The following is a 14,774-nucleotide window of genomic DNA, read 5'->3' as shown; positions in this document are numbered from 1 at the left end:
TCAGCGTGCTCCCGTGAGCACATACGATGCGTCGGGCTCGCGCAGCGTCGCCAGCGCGCCGACGAAACGCCAGGTATCGAGATCGAGTTCGCGCACGTAGTCGTCCTGGAACGACACGTAGGCGACGCGCCGCGACGGATGGAACGACAGCGCGGTCGGGTTCGCGGGCAGCGCGATGCGTTCGATTTCCTCGAGCTGGCGTGCATCGAACACGGAGATCGACCGTTCGCCCGAATTGGTCAGTAGCAGCAGGTCGCGGCCGTCCGGCGCGCTGGTCCGGTAGATGCGGTTCGGATCGCTGCGCGTCTTCACGCGGCGGCCGCAGGTCATCGTCTCCGTGTCGATCTCGACGAGCGTGTCGTCGCCGCGATTCGCGACGAACAGCGTGCGCTCGTCGGCCGACAGTGCATTGCCTTCGGGGCGCGGGCCGGGCATCACCGCGCGTGGCGCGACCGTCGCGTCGCGTGGATGGAATTGCGTGACCGTGTTCGACAGCAGGTGCACGCCGTACGCGCGGCTCGCGTCGCGTGTGAGCGTCACGAGGTGCGTCTTCACGCCGCCGGACGGCACGGCCATGTTCGGCACGGGCTGCCGGGTCGGCTCGTCGAACACGAGCAGCATGTCGTGCGCCTCGCTCATCGCGTACAACCGGCCGTCGCGGTCGCTCGCCATGCCGTGCGGCCGGTAGTACGGCCACAGGTCGAGCATGCGCGTGTGCGTGCGCTCGACGAGGTCGATCTCGGCGATCCGGTGGTCGCCTTCATGGCCGCGCGACCATGCGGTCTCGATCCCGAAGATGCCGACGTACGCGTAGCGCTCGTTCGCGTCGACGGTGAACTCGTGCGGGAAGTTCGGCAGCACGATGTGCTTGAGCGCGGCTTTCGTGTCGAGGTCGTAGAAACTGAAGGTATGGGCGCATTTCTGCACCAGCAGCAGGATGTCGTTCATGGCGTGTCTCCGTTATTTCGTTCGCGGGCCTGCATATCAGGTATCAGCGTTCAGTCCTCGCAGCGCTTCGGCAGCGTCAGCGCGAGCAGGCCGGCCACCGCGAGCGTGACCGCCAGGCTGTACACACCGGCCGCCGCGCTCACGTGCTGGGTCAGCACGCCGACCGCATACGGGCCGCAGAACCCGCCGAGATTGCCGAGCGCATTGATCAGGCCGCGTGCGCTGCCGGCCGTCTCGACGCTGCACAGCTTCGGCGGAATCGCCCAGAACACGCCGGCGGCCGCCTGCAGGAAGAAGCCGCAGCCGATCAGGAACGCGAACGACACGGCCATCGATTCATGCGTGAGCACCGACAGCGCGAGGCACGCGGCGAAGCCGACGAGCGGCAGCAGCACGAACAGGCGTCGCTTGCCGGTTCGGTCAGACAAATACGACGTGACGAACATCCCGATCACCATCGCGACATACGGCAGCATCGCGAGCAGGCCGACCTTTCCCATCCCGCCGTGCGTGAGGTTTTTCAGCAGCGTCGGCAACCACATCGTATAGCCGTAGATGCCGACCTGATAGCAGAAGTTGATCGCGATGAGCAGCCAGATCGTCGGGTTGCGCAGCATCTCGCCGAACGATGCGGCGGCCGGCGTGCCGGCCGCGCGCTTGCGTTCCTGCTCGTCGCGCAGCGCGTCGAGGATGTACGCCTTCTCGCGCGGCGACACCCAGCGCGCGGTCTCCGGGCCGTCGTCGGCGAACATCATCCACGCGATCAGGCACAGCAGCGACAGCGCGCCCGCGCTGAAGAACAGGTGACGCCAGTCATACGCGGCGAGGATGAAGCCGGACAGCGGCGCGGTGATCATGCCGGCGAGCGGCACGAACATGATGACCATCGCATTCGCGCGGCCGCGTTCGCGGTCGGGGAACCAGTGGCTGACCATCGTGAGCACGACGGGCAGCATGCCGCCCTCGGCCACCCCGAGCAGGAAGCGCAGCGCCAGCAGCTGCCAGGTATGCGTGACGAGCCCGGTCAGCACCGACAGCACGGCCCAGCTCACGAGCGACCACGCGATGAACTTCTTGCCGCTGCCGAGCGCCGCGCGCCGGCCGCCGGGAATCTGCAGGAACAGGTAGCCGAAGAAGAAGATGCCGCCGGCGAGGCCGGCCATCGTCGCGTCCATGCCGAGCTCGGCGTTCATCCCGCCGGGCATCGCGAACGCGATGTTCACGCGGTCCATGTAGGAAATGATGCAGGCGAGCAGCAGCGGCGGAATCACGCGCAGCCAGCGGCGGCGCGGAACGGCTTCGCCGGCTTCGTATGCCGGGGTGGCCGGGGTCAACGAATTCATGATGTCTCCAATATTGTTGATCTGCTTCAGCGATCTTCTGATGGACCGCTGTCACGCCGTGACGAATCCGCACGGGGGTTAACCGCCGATGCGCAACGCATGCGCGCATTCCCCATCGGCGCGAACGTCTGTCCGGCCGCGCGGCGTGCGCGTCGGGCCGGAGCCGTGAAGCGCACACCGCATGCGCCCGAACGTCTAATGCCCCCAGCGCAGCACGAGCGGGTCGAGTCTCCGCGCGACGTCGAGCAGCCCGGCCCGCACCTGCGGATGCAATTCCGGCCACGGTGCGCGCGGCCGGTCGCACGCGATCACGCCGCCTTCCAGCATCAGCGCCTTCGCGGTCAGAAAGCCCGACTGGCGGTTCTCGTAGTTGATCAGCGGCAGCCAGCGCGCGTACTGCTCGCACGCTTCGTCGCGGCGCCCGGCGAAATAGGCGTCGGCGATCCGGCGAATCCCGTCCGGATAACCGCCGCCCGTCATCGCGCCGGTCGCGCCGGCGTCGAGATCGGCAAGCAGCGTGATGCCTTCCTCGCCGTCCCACGGCCCCTCGATCGCGTCGCCGCCGAGCGCGATCAGTTCGCGCAGCTTCGACGCGGCGCCAGCCGTCTCGATCTTGAAGTACGACACCGCATCGATCTCGCGCGCGAGCGTCGCGAGGAACGACGCGGACAGCGCGACGCCGCTCGCGGGCGCGTCCTGGATCATCAGCGGGATGTCGAGGCCGTCGCTTACCTCGTGGAAGAACGCGCGGATCGATGCCTCCGGCACGCGAAACGTCGCGCCGTGGTACGGCGGCATCACCATCACCATCGCCGCCCCCAGCGCCTGCGCGTGCCGGTTGCGTTCCGCGCAGATCCGCGTGCTGAAGTGCGACGTCGTGACGATCACCGGCACGCGGCCCGCGACGTGCTCGAGCGTGGTGCGCGTGATCAGTTCGCGTTCGTCGTCGCCGAGCGCGAACTGCTCGGAGTAGTTCGCGTGGATGCAGAGGCCCTGCGAACCGGCATCGATCATGAAGTCGATGCAGCGGCGCTGGCCGTCGAGATCGAGCGCGCCGTGCGCGTCGAAGATCGTCGGCGCGACCGGAAAGACGCCCTGGTAGCGTGCGTTCATGGCCGGCCTCACTCGACGATGTCGAACTGGTCGAGGAATTCGGTCTTCAGCGTGAGGCCGAGGCCCGGCGCGTCGTCGCGCAGTTGCAGGAAGCCGTTTTCGGCCACCGGCTCGCCGTCGAAGATGTAATAGAACAGCTCGTTGCCGACCTCGACGTCGAACATCGGGAAGTACTCGCTCATCGGCGACGCGAGCGTGCTCATCGTCAGGTGATAGTTATGCATCTGGCCCGCATGCGGGATCACCGGCACGCTGTACGCCTCGCACAGCGCGTTGATCTTGTGCGCCATCGTGATCCCGCCGACGCGGTTCGTGTCGTACTGGACGACCGACACGGCCTTGCGGTCGAGCAGCTGCTTGAAGCCGTACAGCGAGAACTCGTGCTCGCCGCCGGAGATCGGAATGCGCGTCAACTGGTTCAGCTCCGCGTAGCCGTCGATGTCGTCGGCGATCACCGGTTCCTCGAGCCAGCGCGGCTGGTATTTCTCGAGCTTCGGCAGGACGCGCTTCGCATACTCGAGATTCCAGCCCATGTAGCACTCGAGCATCAGGTCGTTGTCGTAGCCGATCACCTCGCGGATCGCCGCGACCGACTTCAGGTTCTCGACCACCCCCTGCTGCCCGTGCGCCGGCCCGTAGCCGAAGCGCATCTTGAACGCGCGGAAGCCTTCCTTCAGATAGCGCTGCGCCTCGTCCTGCATCGCCTTCAGGTCGGTGCGGTAGAGCTTCGAGTAGTAGCAGGGGATCTTTTCCTTGGTGCGGCCGCCGAGCAGCTTGAACACCGGCTTGCCGACGCTCTTGCCGAGGATGTCCCAGATCGCGATGTCGACCGCCGAGATCGCCGCCATGCCGATGCCCTTGCGGCCCCATGCGTGGGTCGCGCGGTACATCCGCTGGTTCAGGTATTCGTAGTCCCACGGGTCCTGGCCGATCACGAGCGGCGCGAGGTACTGGTCGATGATGACCTTCGCGACGTGCGGCGCGAGCGCGACGTTGCCGAGGCCGACGATGCCGTCGTCGGTCTCGACTTCGACGACCGTCCACGCATGGAAGCGGAACGTGCTCATCGTTTCCTGCGGCGCGTACAGCAGGTCCATCGCGTTCGAGCAGAAGTTGCCCTGCGGCGGGACGGTCTTGCCTTTCCACTGGAATACGCGGGCGCGTACGGAACGGATCTTCATGATGGTGTCTCCGAGAATCGATGTTGTCGTGTGTGAAAGGCGGGCGGCCGGCGTGGCGGTCACGCCGAAACGGCGGGGGTGCGGCGCGCGGCGCCCATCCGGCACGCGATCTGCAGCGCCTGCCAGGTCGCGCCGACGTCGGCCGTGCCGCGGCCCGCGATGTCGTACGCGGTGCCGTGCGCGGGCGTCGTGATCGGCACGGGCAGCCCGCCCTGCACGGTCACGCCGCGCGAGAAGCCGAGCAACTTGATCGCGATCTGCCCCTGGTCGTGGTACATCGTGACGATCGCCTGGTAGTCGCCGGCCTGCGCCTTCAGGAAGATCGTGTCGGCGGGGAACGGGCCGTGGAACGGCGCGCCGGTCGGCCAGTCGCGCGACTGCAGCCTGCGCACCGCGGGCTCGATGATGTCGACTTCCTCGCGGCCGCAGCTGCCGCCGTCGCCGCCGTGCGGGTTGAACGCGGCGATCGCGACCTTCGGCGCGGCGACGCCGTTCGCGAGCAGCGACCGGTAGATCAGCTCGGATGCCTGTTCGATCCGCTCGATGCTCAGGCAGCCTGCCGCGTCCTTCAGCGGGATATGCGACGAGATGCGCGCGGTCCACAGCTCGCCGAGCGTATTGAATTCGCAGAAATAGCCGGTCACGCCGAGCGCTTCGGCGAAGTGGTGCAACTCGTCGTCGTGCCGGAGCCCGCCGAGCTTCATCGCGTACTTGTTCAGCGGAGCGAAGCAGATCGCGTCGATGTCGCCGGCGAGCGCGGCGTCGAGACACCGGTCGAGCACGGCGAGCGTCGAATGGCCGCCGGCCGCGCCGGCCTGGCCGACGGTGACCTGCGCGGGAGCGACCGTATCGACTTCGACGAACGCGGCGCGCGCGGTCGACGGCCGGCCGCGCACCGCGGCGAGCGAAGCGACGGGTTCGACGTCGACCTGCACGCCGGCGACGCGTTGGCCGGCTTCCCACAGCCAGCGATCGCCGATCAGCACGAGATTCGCGTGCGCCGTCGCGTCGGGCCGCGCGAGCAGTTTTGCGATCAGTTCGGCGCCGATGCCGGCGGGGTCGCCAAGCGTCAGCGCGACGACGGGCAGGGGGGCGGCGGTCGTCATGCGGCGTCTCCGTGGCGGGCCGCGCGTCGGGCGGCGGTCGGTTTCGTGTTCATGCTGCGTCTCCGGTGGCGGCGCGTGGCCGTTCGTGTATGGGGTTCATGCTAGGTAGACGGAATGAGTCGGTAAATTGAAAACTCTTGATGAATCGATAACCTGGAGTAATCGAAATGGGCTCGATCGATCGACGAGACTCGACTCCGCAATTGCTGAACCGGCTGCGCATGCGGCAGATCGCGCTGTTGCTTGCCGTGGACGAATGCTCGACGCTGCGCGCGGCGGCCGAGCAGATGGGCCTCACGCAGCCGGCCGCGACAAAGATGCTGGCCGAACTCGAGAGCGCGCTCGGCCAGCGGCTGTTCGATCGCATCGGGCGCGGGCTGGTGCTGAATCCGGCCGGCGCGCGCGTGCTCGGCTATTTCCGCGGAATCCGCGGCAGCATGGAGGCGCTGAACCGCGAGCTCGCCGAGCTGCAGCTCGGCAGCGCGGGGCGGCTGGCGATCGGCAGCATCATGGCGGCGTCGCCGGGGCGGCTCACCGAGGCGCTGGTGCAATTGAAGGCGCGTTACCCGCTGCTCGCGATCGACATCGCGGTGGACACGAGCGACCGGCTGATGCCGCAGCTTCGCGAAGGCGTGCTCGAAGTGGTGATCGGGCGCAACGTCGGAACCGATTGCGACTTCCGCGTGGTCGACGACGAGGCGCTCGCGATCATCGCGGGCCGCGACCATCCGCTCGCGGGCGCCGGGCCGGTCGAATTCGACGCGCTGCTCGATTACACGTGGATCCTGCAGCCGGCCGGCAGCCCGGCGCGCGAGGTTGTCGAGCGCGAATTTCGCGCGCGTCACCAGCCGATGCCGCGCGGGCTGGTCGAAACGGGTTCGATCCTGACGACGATGAATCTCGTCGACCGTTCGACGATGCTCGGCGTGATTCCGCTGACCGTCGCGCAGCGCAACGCGGAGCACGGGCTCGTCGCGATCCTCGATTACGAGCTCGATCAAAAGCTGCCGTCGTACGGCAGCCTCGTGCGGCGCGACCGGCCGCTGAGCATTCCCGCGCAGCAGTTTCTCGCGCTGTTTCACCGGGAGGGCGCGGAGGACGACGACGGCGCTTGACGGAGCGGTTCGCCGGCCGCGCCGGTCACGCATCGCGGAACGTGGCGATGCGTGATGGCGACCGGTGCGATACGGGCGAGAGGGCTGTACGGGTGACGCAGGCGAAGGTGCGGCGAACCGCTTCAGCGTGCCGGCGGCGCGGCAGGCGCATCGGCGAGCGACGGCATCGATTCCGACAGCGTGCGATCCGGACGAATCCGCAGCGCGGCGACGATGCCGATCATCAGCATCGCGACCGAACCGATGAACGGCACCGTCCAGCTGCCCGTGCGGTCGACCAGATAACCGAACAGGATCGGCGACAGGATTCCCGAGATCGCGGAACCGGCATTCATCATCCCGCTCGCGATGCCGGCGTGGGTCGGCGCGATGTCGCTCGGCACGGCCCAGATCGGCCCGATCGTCAGTTCGAGGCACAGGAACGACCCCGACAGGCACAGCGCAATGCCGGCCGTGGAATGCACGAACGCGAGCGGCAGCAGGCAGACGAGCGCGCCGACGAAGCTCGTCACGATCACGCTCTGGCGCGACAGCGCGAGGTTGCCGGTCTTCCGGTAGATCCGGTCGCAGAGCCAGCCGCCGAGCGTGTCGCCGACGACGCCCGCGAAGAACACGCCGGACGCGAACAGCGCGGTCGATTTCAGGTTCAGGCCCTGGCCGTTCAGGAAGAACGTCGGCAGCCACGTGAAGAACAGCCACGCGGTCCAGCCGTAGCAGAAGTAGACGAAGATGGTCGGCGCCATCCGGCGGAACAGCGGCCCCCACGGCGTCGGGCCGGCCGGCGGCGCGGGCCGGGCGGCGCCGCGCGCGTGGCCGTCGTCGTCGCCGAGCGGATGCTCGCGGAAGCCGACGATCCACCACGCGAGCCACGCCAGCGTCACCGCGCCGATCACGAAGAACGCGGCGCGCCACGACAGCCACGTCATCAGCGCGGCGACGATCGGCGGCGTGACCGCGTTGCCGAGCCGCGAGAACGAATGCGTGAAGCCCTGCACGACGCCGCGCCGCTCGCGCGGGAACCAGTGCGTGATCGCGCGGGCCTGGGCGGGCAGCGTCGCGCCTTCGCCGATGCCGAGCAGCAGGCGCGCGGCGAACAGCAGCGCGAGACTGTGCACGAGCCCGGTCGTGAAGGTCGACACGACCCAGATCAGCCCGCAGCCGATCAGCGTGATGCGGGCGCCAAACCGGTCGGCGATCCAGCCGCCGCCGACCTGGCAGATTGCATACGAATACGCGAACGCGGAGAACGCGATACCGAGTTCGGTGTTCGACAACCCGAGTTCAGCCTTGATCGCGCCGGCCGCGGTCGCGAGGTTCACGCGGTCGACGTAAAGGATGAATGACAGCGCGCACAGCAGCCACAGCGTGTGGCGCCGTTGACGGTGATCGTTAGGCATGTGTCTCGCTCCGTGCCCGGGCGCGGCGTTGCACAGACGCCGCGTTGATTGGCGGAGCCAGCATCGCGCGCCGGGGAGGGGCCGTCTAATGAATCTTTTGGATCGGTTGATAACCTGAGGCATTCATTTCCGCGCGAGCGCATCGGCGTGTTCCGTGGCGGCGCGGTTGACCGCAGGTTTCGCGCAGTAGTGCTTTCCCTCGCCCCTCGATGCGTTGACGCATCGCATGCGCCGCGTGGCACGCGCGCCATTCCGAACGTCCCGCTCCACGCACGTTGCATGCGTGAATGCGCGTGGACGCGCTCGCCCGGCACGACAAGCCGCATCGCCACGCGACAGCCGCTTCCTGCCGCGGCCGGCGTCGTGCCGCTCGACGCCTGAGCGCGGCAACCACGCGTGCTCGATCCGTCGAGACAAGCGTTTTGCTTACCTCGTTTCGAACAATTCTTTAAATCGACTTAACAATCAGGGATTTAAGGGGGGCGAATTTCTATTTTTAGTCCTAGTACTAGCTGTTTCGGTGCGTAACTCCGAATTCGTCCCATATTCCGCCGACGGCAATGTCCATAGACTAGCGCCAGTGGGATTTATCTCCCACGCATCGAATTTCGATTGATTAATAACTCGTCGTGGTTCGATTCCCGAAACTCATTTTTATTTAATAGAGATCATTCGATGAAACTCAGCAAACTCGTTCTGGCAATGGGCGTCACCACGGCACTGTTCGGCATGGCGCATACGGCACAGGCCGATACGGTGTCGAAGAAGATCACGCTGACCGCCCAGATCAACGACGGCATTTTCGTGTCGAAGCCGGACGGCTCGACCTGGTACGGCACGGAAGAACTGCAGGCCACCGACTACACGCAAGCCAAGTTCGAGAAGACGCTGCCGGTCCGCGTCTGGTCGAAGAACGCCGACTTCAACGTGTCGCTCGCACAACCGCTGAAGATGGCGAGCGGCCGGAATGAAATGAAGAACGCGAAGGTGTCGCTGTCCGGCAACAGCGGCGACGCTGAAGTCAAGTTCGGCGCGGTCCAGAAGATCACGCAAGTGACGGCCGGCAACGGCGGTTTCGACGAAATCCACAACCTGAAGATCAACGTCGACGCACCGACCCAGAACGGCACGAACAGCACGAACGGTAGCTACAGCGGCGATCTCGTGATGGTGTTCGAGCCGGTCGCAGCAGCAGCGCCGTAACCGTCCCTTATGGAGCCCCGATTCGATCGGGGCTCTTTCCGAAGAACTCCGATGCCAGCCCCTCCCACCCCTCCATAGAAGAAATCAGCGTGGTCGCCTATCAAGCTCCTTTCCGTTTCAACAAGCTGTGGTTGGGTGCATTTCTTTTTGTTTCGTCGCACTCATTCGCAGAACTAAAAGTCACGTATGGCGTGCCTGAAGGATTCAGTGCGGCCGAACTGGACGATAGTGCGAACTATGTTGCCACCTTCAACGGGCGCACGCTGCCGGGGTTCATCAGTTATTCGTCAAAGGTCGCGTCGCTTGAATTCGACGCGGCCAAATATGCAGCAAACGGTATCTCGCCAGACGATGTCGACACCATTCGGAGCGTGATCTCGCAGCTCGACTACAAGCGCTGCAGCAAAGGCTGCGACGACTTGATAGCCGGGTACTACGTTACCGTCGACAAGCTGAAGCGGTCGATCTCGATCCGCGATTCGCGCGAAGACTACATCGCGCCGGAAACGGGTTTCGGGCTGGTCAACAACCAGGCAATCGACTTGCGGGCGGCGTCCGACGGTTACCGTGCGGTCAACGTGAACGGCAACACGTATGTCGGGCTTCCGTTCCAGAGCTTCGGCTACATGAGCTGGTACGCGAACCGTACCGAAACACGCAATTTCAGCGGCAGCCAACAGGGGCTGTCGTCGTACTACCTGCAGAAGAACTTTGCCCGAACGTATGTGCGGGCGGGCAAGCAGAACAACATCGATTACGCGGCCGGCACGGTCAACACGCTGCTGTCGCCGAGCTTCGACCAGTTCGTGACGGTCGGCAGCCAGACCCACCTGCAGGTCGACAGCAAGGCCGGCTCGCTGGTTCTCTACGCGTCTGCCGAAGGCAACTACGAGTTCTACCGGAACGGCCGGCAAATCCTGAAGCGGCCGGCGGTGCTCGGCCGCAACGAGATCAGCTTCGCCGACCTGCCGGGCGGCTACTACTCGGTCGAGGTCCGCCTCGTCGACCGCAACGGTAATGTGGTCAACCGGGAAACCCGCGAGGTCAACAACCTCAATTTCGGCGCGAACAGCGGCAACGCATGGCATGTGACGGCCGGCAAGGAGATGGGCGACGGCGGCTATCTGCTCGAGGCCGCGGTCAGCCGGAACTTCAAGCAGTTCTACCTGAACGGGTCGATGCTTGCCGGAAAGGGCGGTAAATGGGCGGCTGAAGTCAACATCACGCGACCGATGCAACTGGGCGGCGTCGATATCACGCCCACGCTGGGCTTGTTGAGCGGCGAACGCAGCACGGGCGGCTATATCAACCTGTCGATGGCGAGCGAGGCGCTCGGCAGCCTGATGGTCAGCCGCTACCAGAACACGGAGGTGTCGCGCTTCTACGTAGGTCAGCCGAGCACGGCCGTGTCCTATAGCCGCATGTTCCGCGGCGTGACGTTCGGCTACAACTACCAGCGCTCGGCGTTCAGCGAATCGCAGCAGGCCGAGGCACGCTGGAACTACCGGCCGAACGGTCTGTGGGGCACGTTCGCGCTCGGCGTGCAGAAGGGCGGCTATCAGGGCAGCGGCGGCTACGGCGTGTATTTCAACATGACGATGATGCTGGACAAGGCGCAGGCGAGCTTCAGTGCCGCGCATTCCGGCGGCCAGACGCAGATCAGCGGCGACGTCCGCAAGGATTTCCAGGACGGCTTCGGCACGACATCCGTCGGCCTGTCGGCGAACCGGATCGGCACCAATTACGGCGTGAACGTCTACGGCACGCGCTCCGGCACGCGCGGCGACGCGTCGCTGAACCTGGGCCAGAGCACCGGCGGCGGCAACGTGGATTTCAACTACCGCGGCATGGTCGCGGCCAGCAAGGACGGCATTGCGTTCGGCCGATACAGCTCGAGCGGCAGCGCGATGCTGTTGAAAACGCCGAATATCCCGGGCATGAAGTACGGGTTCAACGTCGAAGGCAGCCCGGTCGCCGGCAACAGCACGTATGCGGTGCCGCTCAATGCATATCGCGACGTGCCGTTCGCGCGCGTGATGAGCAACAGCGAGCAGTTCGACATGAACGTCGAGGTGCCGGCGAACATCGTCCGGGCCCACCCGGGCCAGGTCTACGTGGCATCGGCGAAGGTCGACATCAATATGGTGTATAGCGGCTTCCTGAAGGATACGAACGGCAAGCCGGTAAGCGGCAAGGTGATCGAAACCGGCGACACGGTGCATCCGAACGGGCTGTTCTCGATCGTCAGCAAGACAATGCTGTCGCAGATCACGCTCGATCAGAACGGGCATCGCTACACGTGCAGCCTGAAGGACGCCAGCGGAAACGACTTCCGCTGCCAATGATGGCGCACCCAACCATTTACAGGGATTGACGACATGAATCTGAACTTGCGAACCGCGCTTCCGATAGCGTGCGCTCTGATGTTTGCCGCCGCTCAACCGGCGCATGCCGACGGTGAGCTGATGGTGATGCCTGCCACGACCAAGGTATTCAACAACCACGACCAGGGCGTCACCGTGAAGAACATGGGCGACGCGCCGCTCTACCTGTCGATCTCGGTGCAGAAAGTGATGAATCCGGGCAAGACGCCGGAAGAGAAGCAGAACCTCGGCGAGCTGCAGCATCCCGGCATGCTTGCCAGCCCGGACAAGCTGACGCTCGGCCCGAACCAGACGCGCGCGATCACGCTCAGGTCGCTCGCGGAGCCTGAGAACGAAGAACTGTACCGGCTGTATATCGTGCCGGTCAGGTCGCTGAAGGTGGACGATGCGCCGCAGGACAAGATCACCGCGCCGATGTCGGTATCCGTCGGTTATGGCGTGCTGGTGCGGCACATGCCGCCGCCGGGCAAGCAGCGCGTGAGCTGGGCGCACCGTTGCGAGAGCGGCGGTCTGACGCTCGAGAACACGGGCAACGTGCGTCAGGTCTTCACCGATGTGAAGTATGACGGAGCACCGTCCGCGCAAACGATCGCCGTATTTCCGGGCACGCCTCAGCACTTCGCGACGAAGCGGATGACGTTGCGTGTCGACGACAAGCCGCAGACGCTGGAGTGCCCGTGATGATACGCGTAGCGCGCTCCGCAATCGGGATGCTGGCCGCGCTGGCCTGCACCTGCAGCATGGCCGCCGGCGTGCTGAAGCTGTCGCGCATGGAGCTGACGCTCGAGCCGGAGAAACCGGCGGCCGAACTGTATGTCGAGAACGTCGGCGATACGCCGCTTTATCTGGATATCGAGCAGCACCTGCTGACCAATCCGGGTGATTCCCCCGAGCACCTGGTGCCGGTAGCCGACGTGCCGCGGCCCACGTTGCTGGTGGTGCCCGGGCGTCTGACGCTGGCGCCGGGGCAGAAATATCGAATCGGGCTGAAGCAACTGGCTGTGCCTTCGAAAACGCAGGTATGGCGAGTCACGTTCCGGCCGAACGAGCGGATCGCTGTCGATGCCGAACAGAGCGAAGGTGCGCCGGCCCCGCTGTTCGTCAAGGTTGGGTATGGCGTGGTGATCTACCAACGTGCGGCGTTGGCGCAGTAATACGGGCTTGTCGAAACGATGAGCGCCGGTGCCATCGAGATGACTAATGGCTGAATGCAATCGCGCATGCGATGCCGCGTCATTGCATCGTCAAGCCTGCATCGCAGGCCGCAGAGGCCATTTTCGGTGATGTCAGGCTTGACGTATTGACCTAATCGGAATGAAGAGATCGATGAAAGAATTCGGAATTATTCGGCGATGGCGAGGTTGCCTATTGGGCGCATGTCTGATGGTGCTTATGTCCAATGCATTTGCGTTCGGCTGGGAACTTCGGTACGCCAATGTGACCGACAGCTATGGGGGGTGCCTGTGGAGAAACAACGGGGACGGAACCAGTACGATCCAGGTGGTCTTTAATTATCGATCGATAGCGGGTGCCAGCGGGAACTACCCCTTTCGGTCTCGAGGCGTCCTGATCTATACATATGATGCGAAGGGGAATTTGCAGCCAAGCAGTGCTGCGGCGAAGTATGTCACGATGAATGGCATACAGAGCGCGTACCCCTATACGGGCAACGGTTATGTGATGTATGCCAAGTCACTGAACCCGCCACCGGAATGGGGTACCAAGGAGCCGTACACGGCCCTAGTCGAGGTCTTGATCGACAATGCCGCGATCAAGGATTGGCCCGGCATTTCCATTCGTGCCGGTAACTATACGAGCGGCGACGACGTTGGCGAGATCACCGGCGGGGTTTATGTCACCAACGCCAGCATTGCCAACGCATGCCAGGTGATCGATCCCGAAGTCCCGCCGCCAAAACCGCCGCCCTCTCTCGTGGTAGATGTGGCGGCACCCGACTGGAATCTCGGAGAATTGCCGCGAGGCAATGGCGAAAAGACGCTCACCGGTGCGGCACAACAGCTTTGCTTCACGTACACGGGCCTCGACGGCTATCGCAATTTCGTGATCAATGCGACGAGCACGAACGGTATTTCGGGTAATCGGTATCTGCTCAGGAATACCAGCAAGCCGTCCCAGACGATTCCGTATGACATGACGCTGGACAGCGGTAGCGCAACGTTCCGGTTGCCAAATACGAGCGCAAGCGCGGTGAGGTTGAACAACAACTATCGTACCTGCTTTGTGCCGACGTTCAGGACCTCGGTGGACATGACCGTGGACGCTGGCGACTACAACGATGTGCTGTCGTTCACGGTCGTCACGAAATCATAGGAGGCGAAATGCGCAAAACCATCCTGAACGGCTTGCTGGCGGCGCTGGCGTTCCTGCCGATGTTCGCGTCGGCGGAAACCCTGTTGGTCAAGGGCAAGACGCAGAGCGCGATTACGGCCAAGGTCGTCCGCCCGAACAATCTGATCATCACCGACGACAAGGGCGGCTGGTTCGGGCAGGGCCTGACGATGCAGCAGCTCGGCGGCTGGGAGACTGCGTACGAGGTGGACGCACGGCTGCGCGTGGTATCGACGACGGGAAAATTCCGGGTCCGCATGGATCAGCCGCTGGATATCCGGAATCAGGCAAAGCCGACGCTTGCGTTCCGCAAGCCGGCGGTCAGCATCGGCGCCGAAGGCGCCGACCAGAAGCCGCTCGTCGTCGGGCAGGCGATCGAGTTCGACAACCCGGCGCCGCCGTCGCCCAATGTCGATTCCGAAGGCGATTACCGTCTCGCCGTCTCCGCATATCCGCCGGAAGGGGATTTCAGGAGCACGGTCGGCACCTATACGGGCACACTGTCGCTCGTGTTCGAACCGATCGTGGTGAAACAGCAGTAGCGGTGGTCGTCTCCCCGTTGCGGAGACGTTCCGGCTCCTCACCGCCCGCCGTCTCGCGGGCGGTGTGCTTTGGATTTTCCGTTTCCGATTGTC

13 protein-coding genes are annotated in these 14,774 nt (G+C 64.7%); 7 read left to right on the top strand and 6 right to left on the bottom strand.

The genetic code is table 11. The annotated features are described in order from the left end of the window. From AC3WLY_RS03215 to AC3WLY_RS03195, 5 genes are all read right to left on the bottom strand, one after another. Nucleotides 1-948: a YncE family protein gene (locus AC3WLY_RS03215; RefSeq protein ID WP_492310254.1), complete on the bottom strand. Its 948-nt coding sequence runs from the start codon at nucleotides 946-948 to the stop codon at nucleotides 1-3. Nucleotides 949-998: 50 nt separating this feature from the next. Then, a complete protein-coding gene (locus AC3WLY_RS03210) occupies nucleotides 999-2,291 on the bottom strand; it encodes an MFS transporter (protein ID WP_175959788.1) in 1,293 nt (430 codons plus the stop codon). Nucleotides 2,292-2,486: 195 nt separating this feature from the next. After that, nucleotides 2,487-3,404: a dihydrodipicolinate synthase family protein gene (locus tag AC3WLY_RS03205; RefSeq protein WP_492310255.1), complete on the bottom strand. Its 918-nt coding sequence runs from the start codon at nucleotides 3,402-3,404 to the stop codon at nucleotides 2,487-2,489. Between the two features lie 8 nt (nucleotides 3,405-3,412). After that, nucleotides 3,413-4,585 carry an L-rhamnonate dehydratase gene (locus AC3WLY_RS03200; protein WP_175959786.1) on the bottom strand — a complete coding sequence of 391 codons (1,173 nt, stop codon included), beginning with the start codon at nucleotides 4,583-4,585 and terminating at the stop codon, nucleotides 3,413-3,415. Between the two features lie 59 nt (nucleotides 4,586-4,644). Then, nucleotides 4,645-5,691 (bottom strand): 4-hydroxythreonine-4-phosphate dehydrogenase PdxA, encoded by a 1,047-nt coding sequence (locus tag AC3WLY_RS03195; protein ID WP_492310256.1) that lies wholly within the window; start codon nucleotides 5,689-5,691, stop codon nucleotides 4,645-4,647. 167 nt (nucleotides 5,692-5,858) lie between these two features. Between AC3WLY_RS03195 and AC3WLY_RS03190 the strand changes: the two genes are divergently transcribed. Continuing rightward, entirely contained in the window at nucleotides 5,859-6,806 is a 948-nt protein-coding gene (locus tag AC3WLY_RS03190; RefSeq protein ID WP_310130316.1) for a LysR substrate-binding domain-containing protein, read from the top strand. 122 nt (nucleotides 6,807-6,928) lie between these two features. Here AC3WLY_RS03190 and AC3WLY_RS03185 read toward each other — a convergent pair whose 3' ends face one another. Then, nucleotides 6,929-8,203, bottom strand: coding sequence for an MFS transporter (locus AC3WLY_RS03185; RefSeq protein WP_492310257.1), 1,275 nt, complete (start codon nucleotides 8,201-8,203; stop codon nucleotides 6,929-6,931). 675 nt (nucleotides 8,204-8,878) lie between these two features. Here AC3WLY_RS03185 and AC3WLY_RS03180 point away from each other — a divergent pair. The 6 genes from AC3WLY_RS03180 to AC3WLY_RS03155 all read left to right on the top strand — a co-directional run bounded on the left by AC3WLY_RS03180 (nucleotide 8,879) and on the right by AC3WLY_RS03155 (nucleotide 14,681). Further along, nucleotides 8,879-9,406, top strand: a complete 528-nt coding sequence (locus AC3WLY_RS03180; RefSeq protein ID WP_175959783.1) for a CS1 type fimbrial major subunit — start codon at nucleotides 8,879-8,881, stop codon at nucleotides 9,404-9,406. Between the two features lie 89 nt (nucleotides 9,407-9,495). Beyond that, on the top strand, nucleotides 9,496-11,751 hold the full coding sequence (locus tag AC3WLY_RS03175) for a TcfC E-set like domain-containing protein (protein WP_492310258.1): 2,256 nt from the start codon (nucleotides 9,496-9,498) through the stop codon (nucleotides 11,749-11,751). 33 nt (nucleotides 11,752-11,784) lie between these two features. Next, nucleotides 11,785-12,471, top strand: a complete 687-nt coding sequence (locus AC3WLY_RS03170; protein WP_492310259.1) for a pilus assembly protein — start codon at nucleotides 11,785-11,787, stop codon at nucleotides 12,469-12,471. After that, on the top strand, nucleotides 12,471-12,944 hold the full coding sequence (locus AC3WLY_RS03165) for a fimbrial biogenesis chaperone (RefSeq protein ID WP_492310260.1): 474 nt from the start codon (nucleotides 12,471-12,473) through the stop codon (nucleotides 12,942-12,944). The genes AC3WLY_RS03170 and AC3WLY_RS03165 overlap by 1 nt, the downstream gene beginning before the upstream one ends. A gap of 172 nt (nucleotides 12,945-13,116) precedes the next feature. Beyond that, nucleotides 13,117-14,121 (top strand): hypothetical protein, encoded by a 1,005-nt coding sequence (locus tag AC3WLY_RS03160; protein WP_310130328.1) that lies wholly within the window; start codon nucleotides 13,117-13,119, stop codon nucleotides 14,119-14,121. Between the two features lie 8 nt (nucleotides 14,122-14,129). Further along, nucleotides 14,130-14,681 carry a CS1 type fimbrial major subunit gene (locus AC3WLY_RS03155; RefSeq protein ID WP_492310261.1) on the top strand — a complete coding sequence of 184 codons (552 nt, stop codon included), beginning with the start codon at nucleotides 14,130-14,132 and terminating at the stop codon, nucleotides 14,679-14,681. Nucleotides 14,682-14,774: the final 93 nt, after the last annotated feature.

It is taken from the genome of Burkholderia sp. FW306-1C-G01B (assembly GCF_058781685.1).
This window is presented reverse-complemented; position numbering and strand designations above follow the sequence as displayed.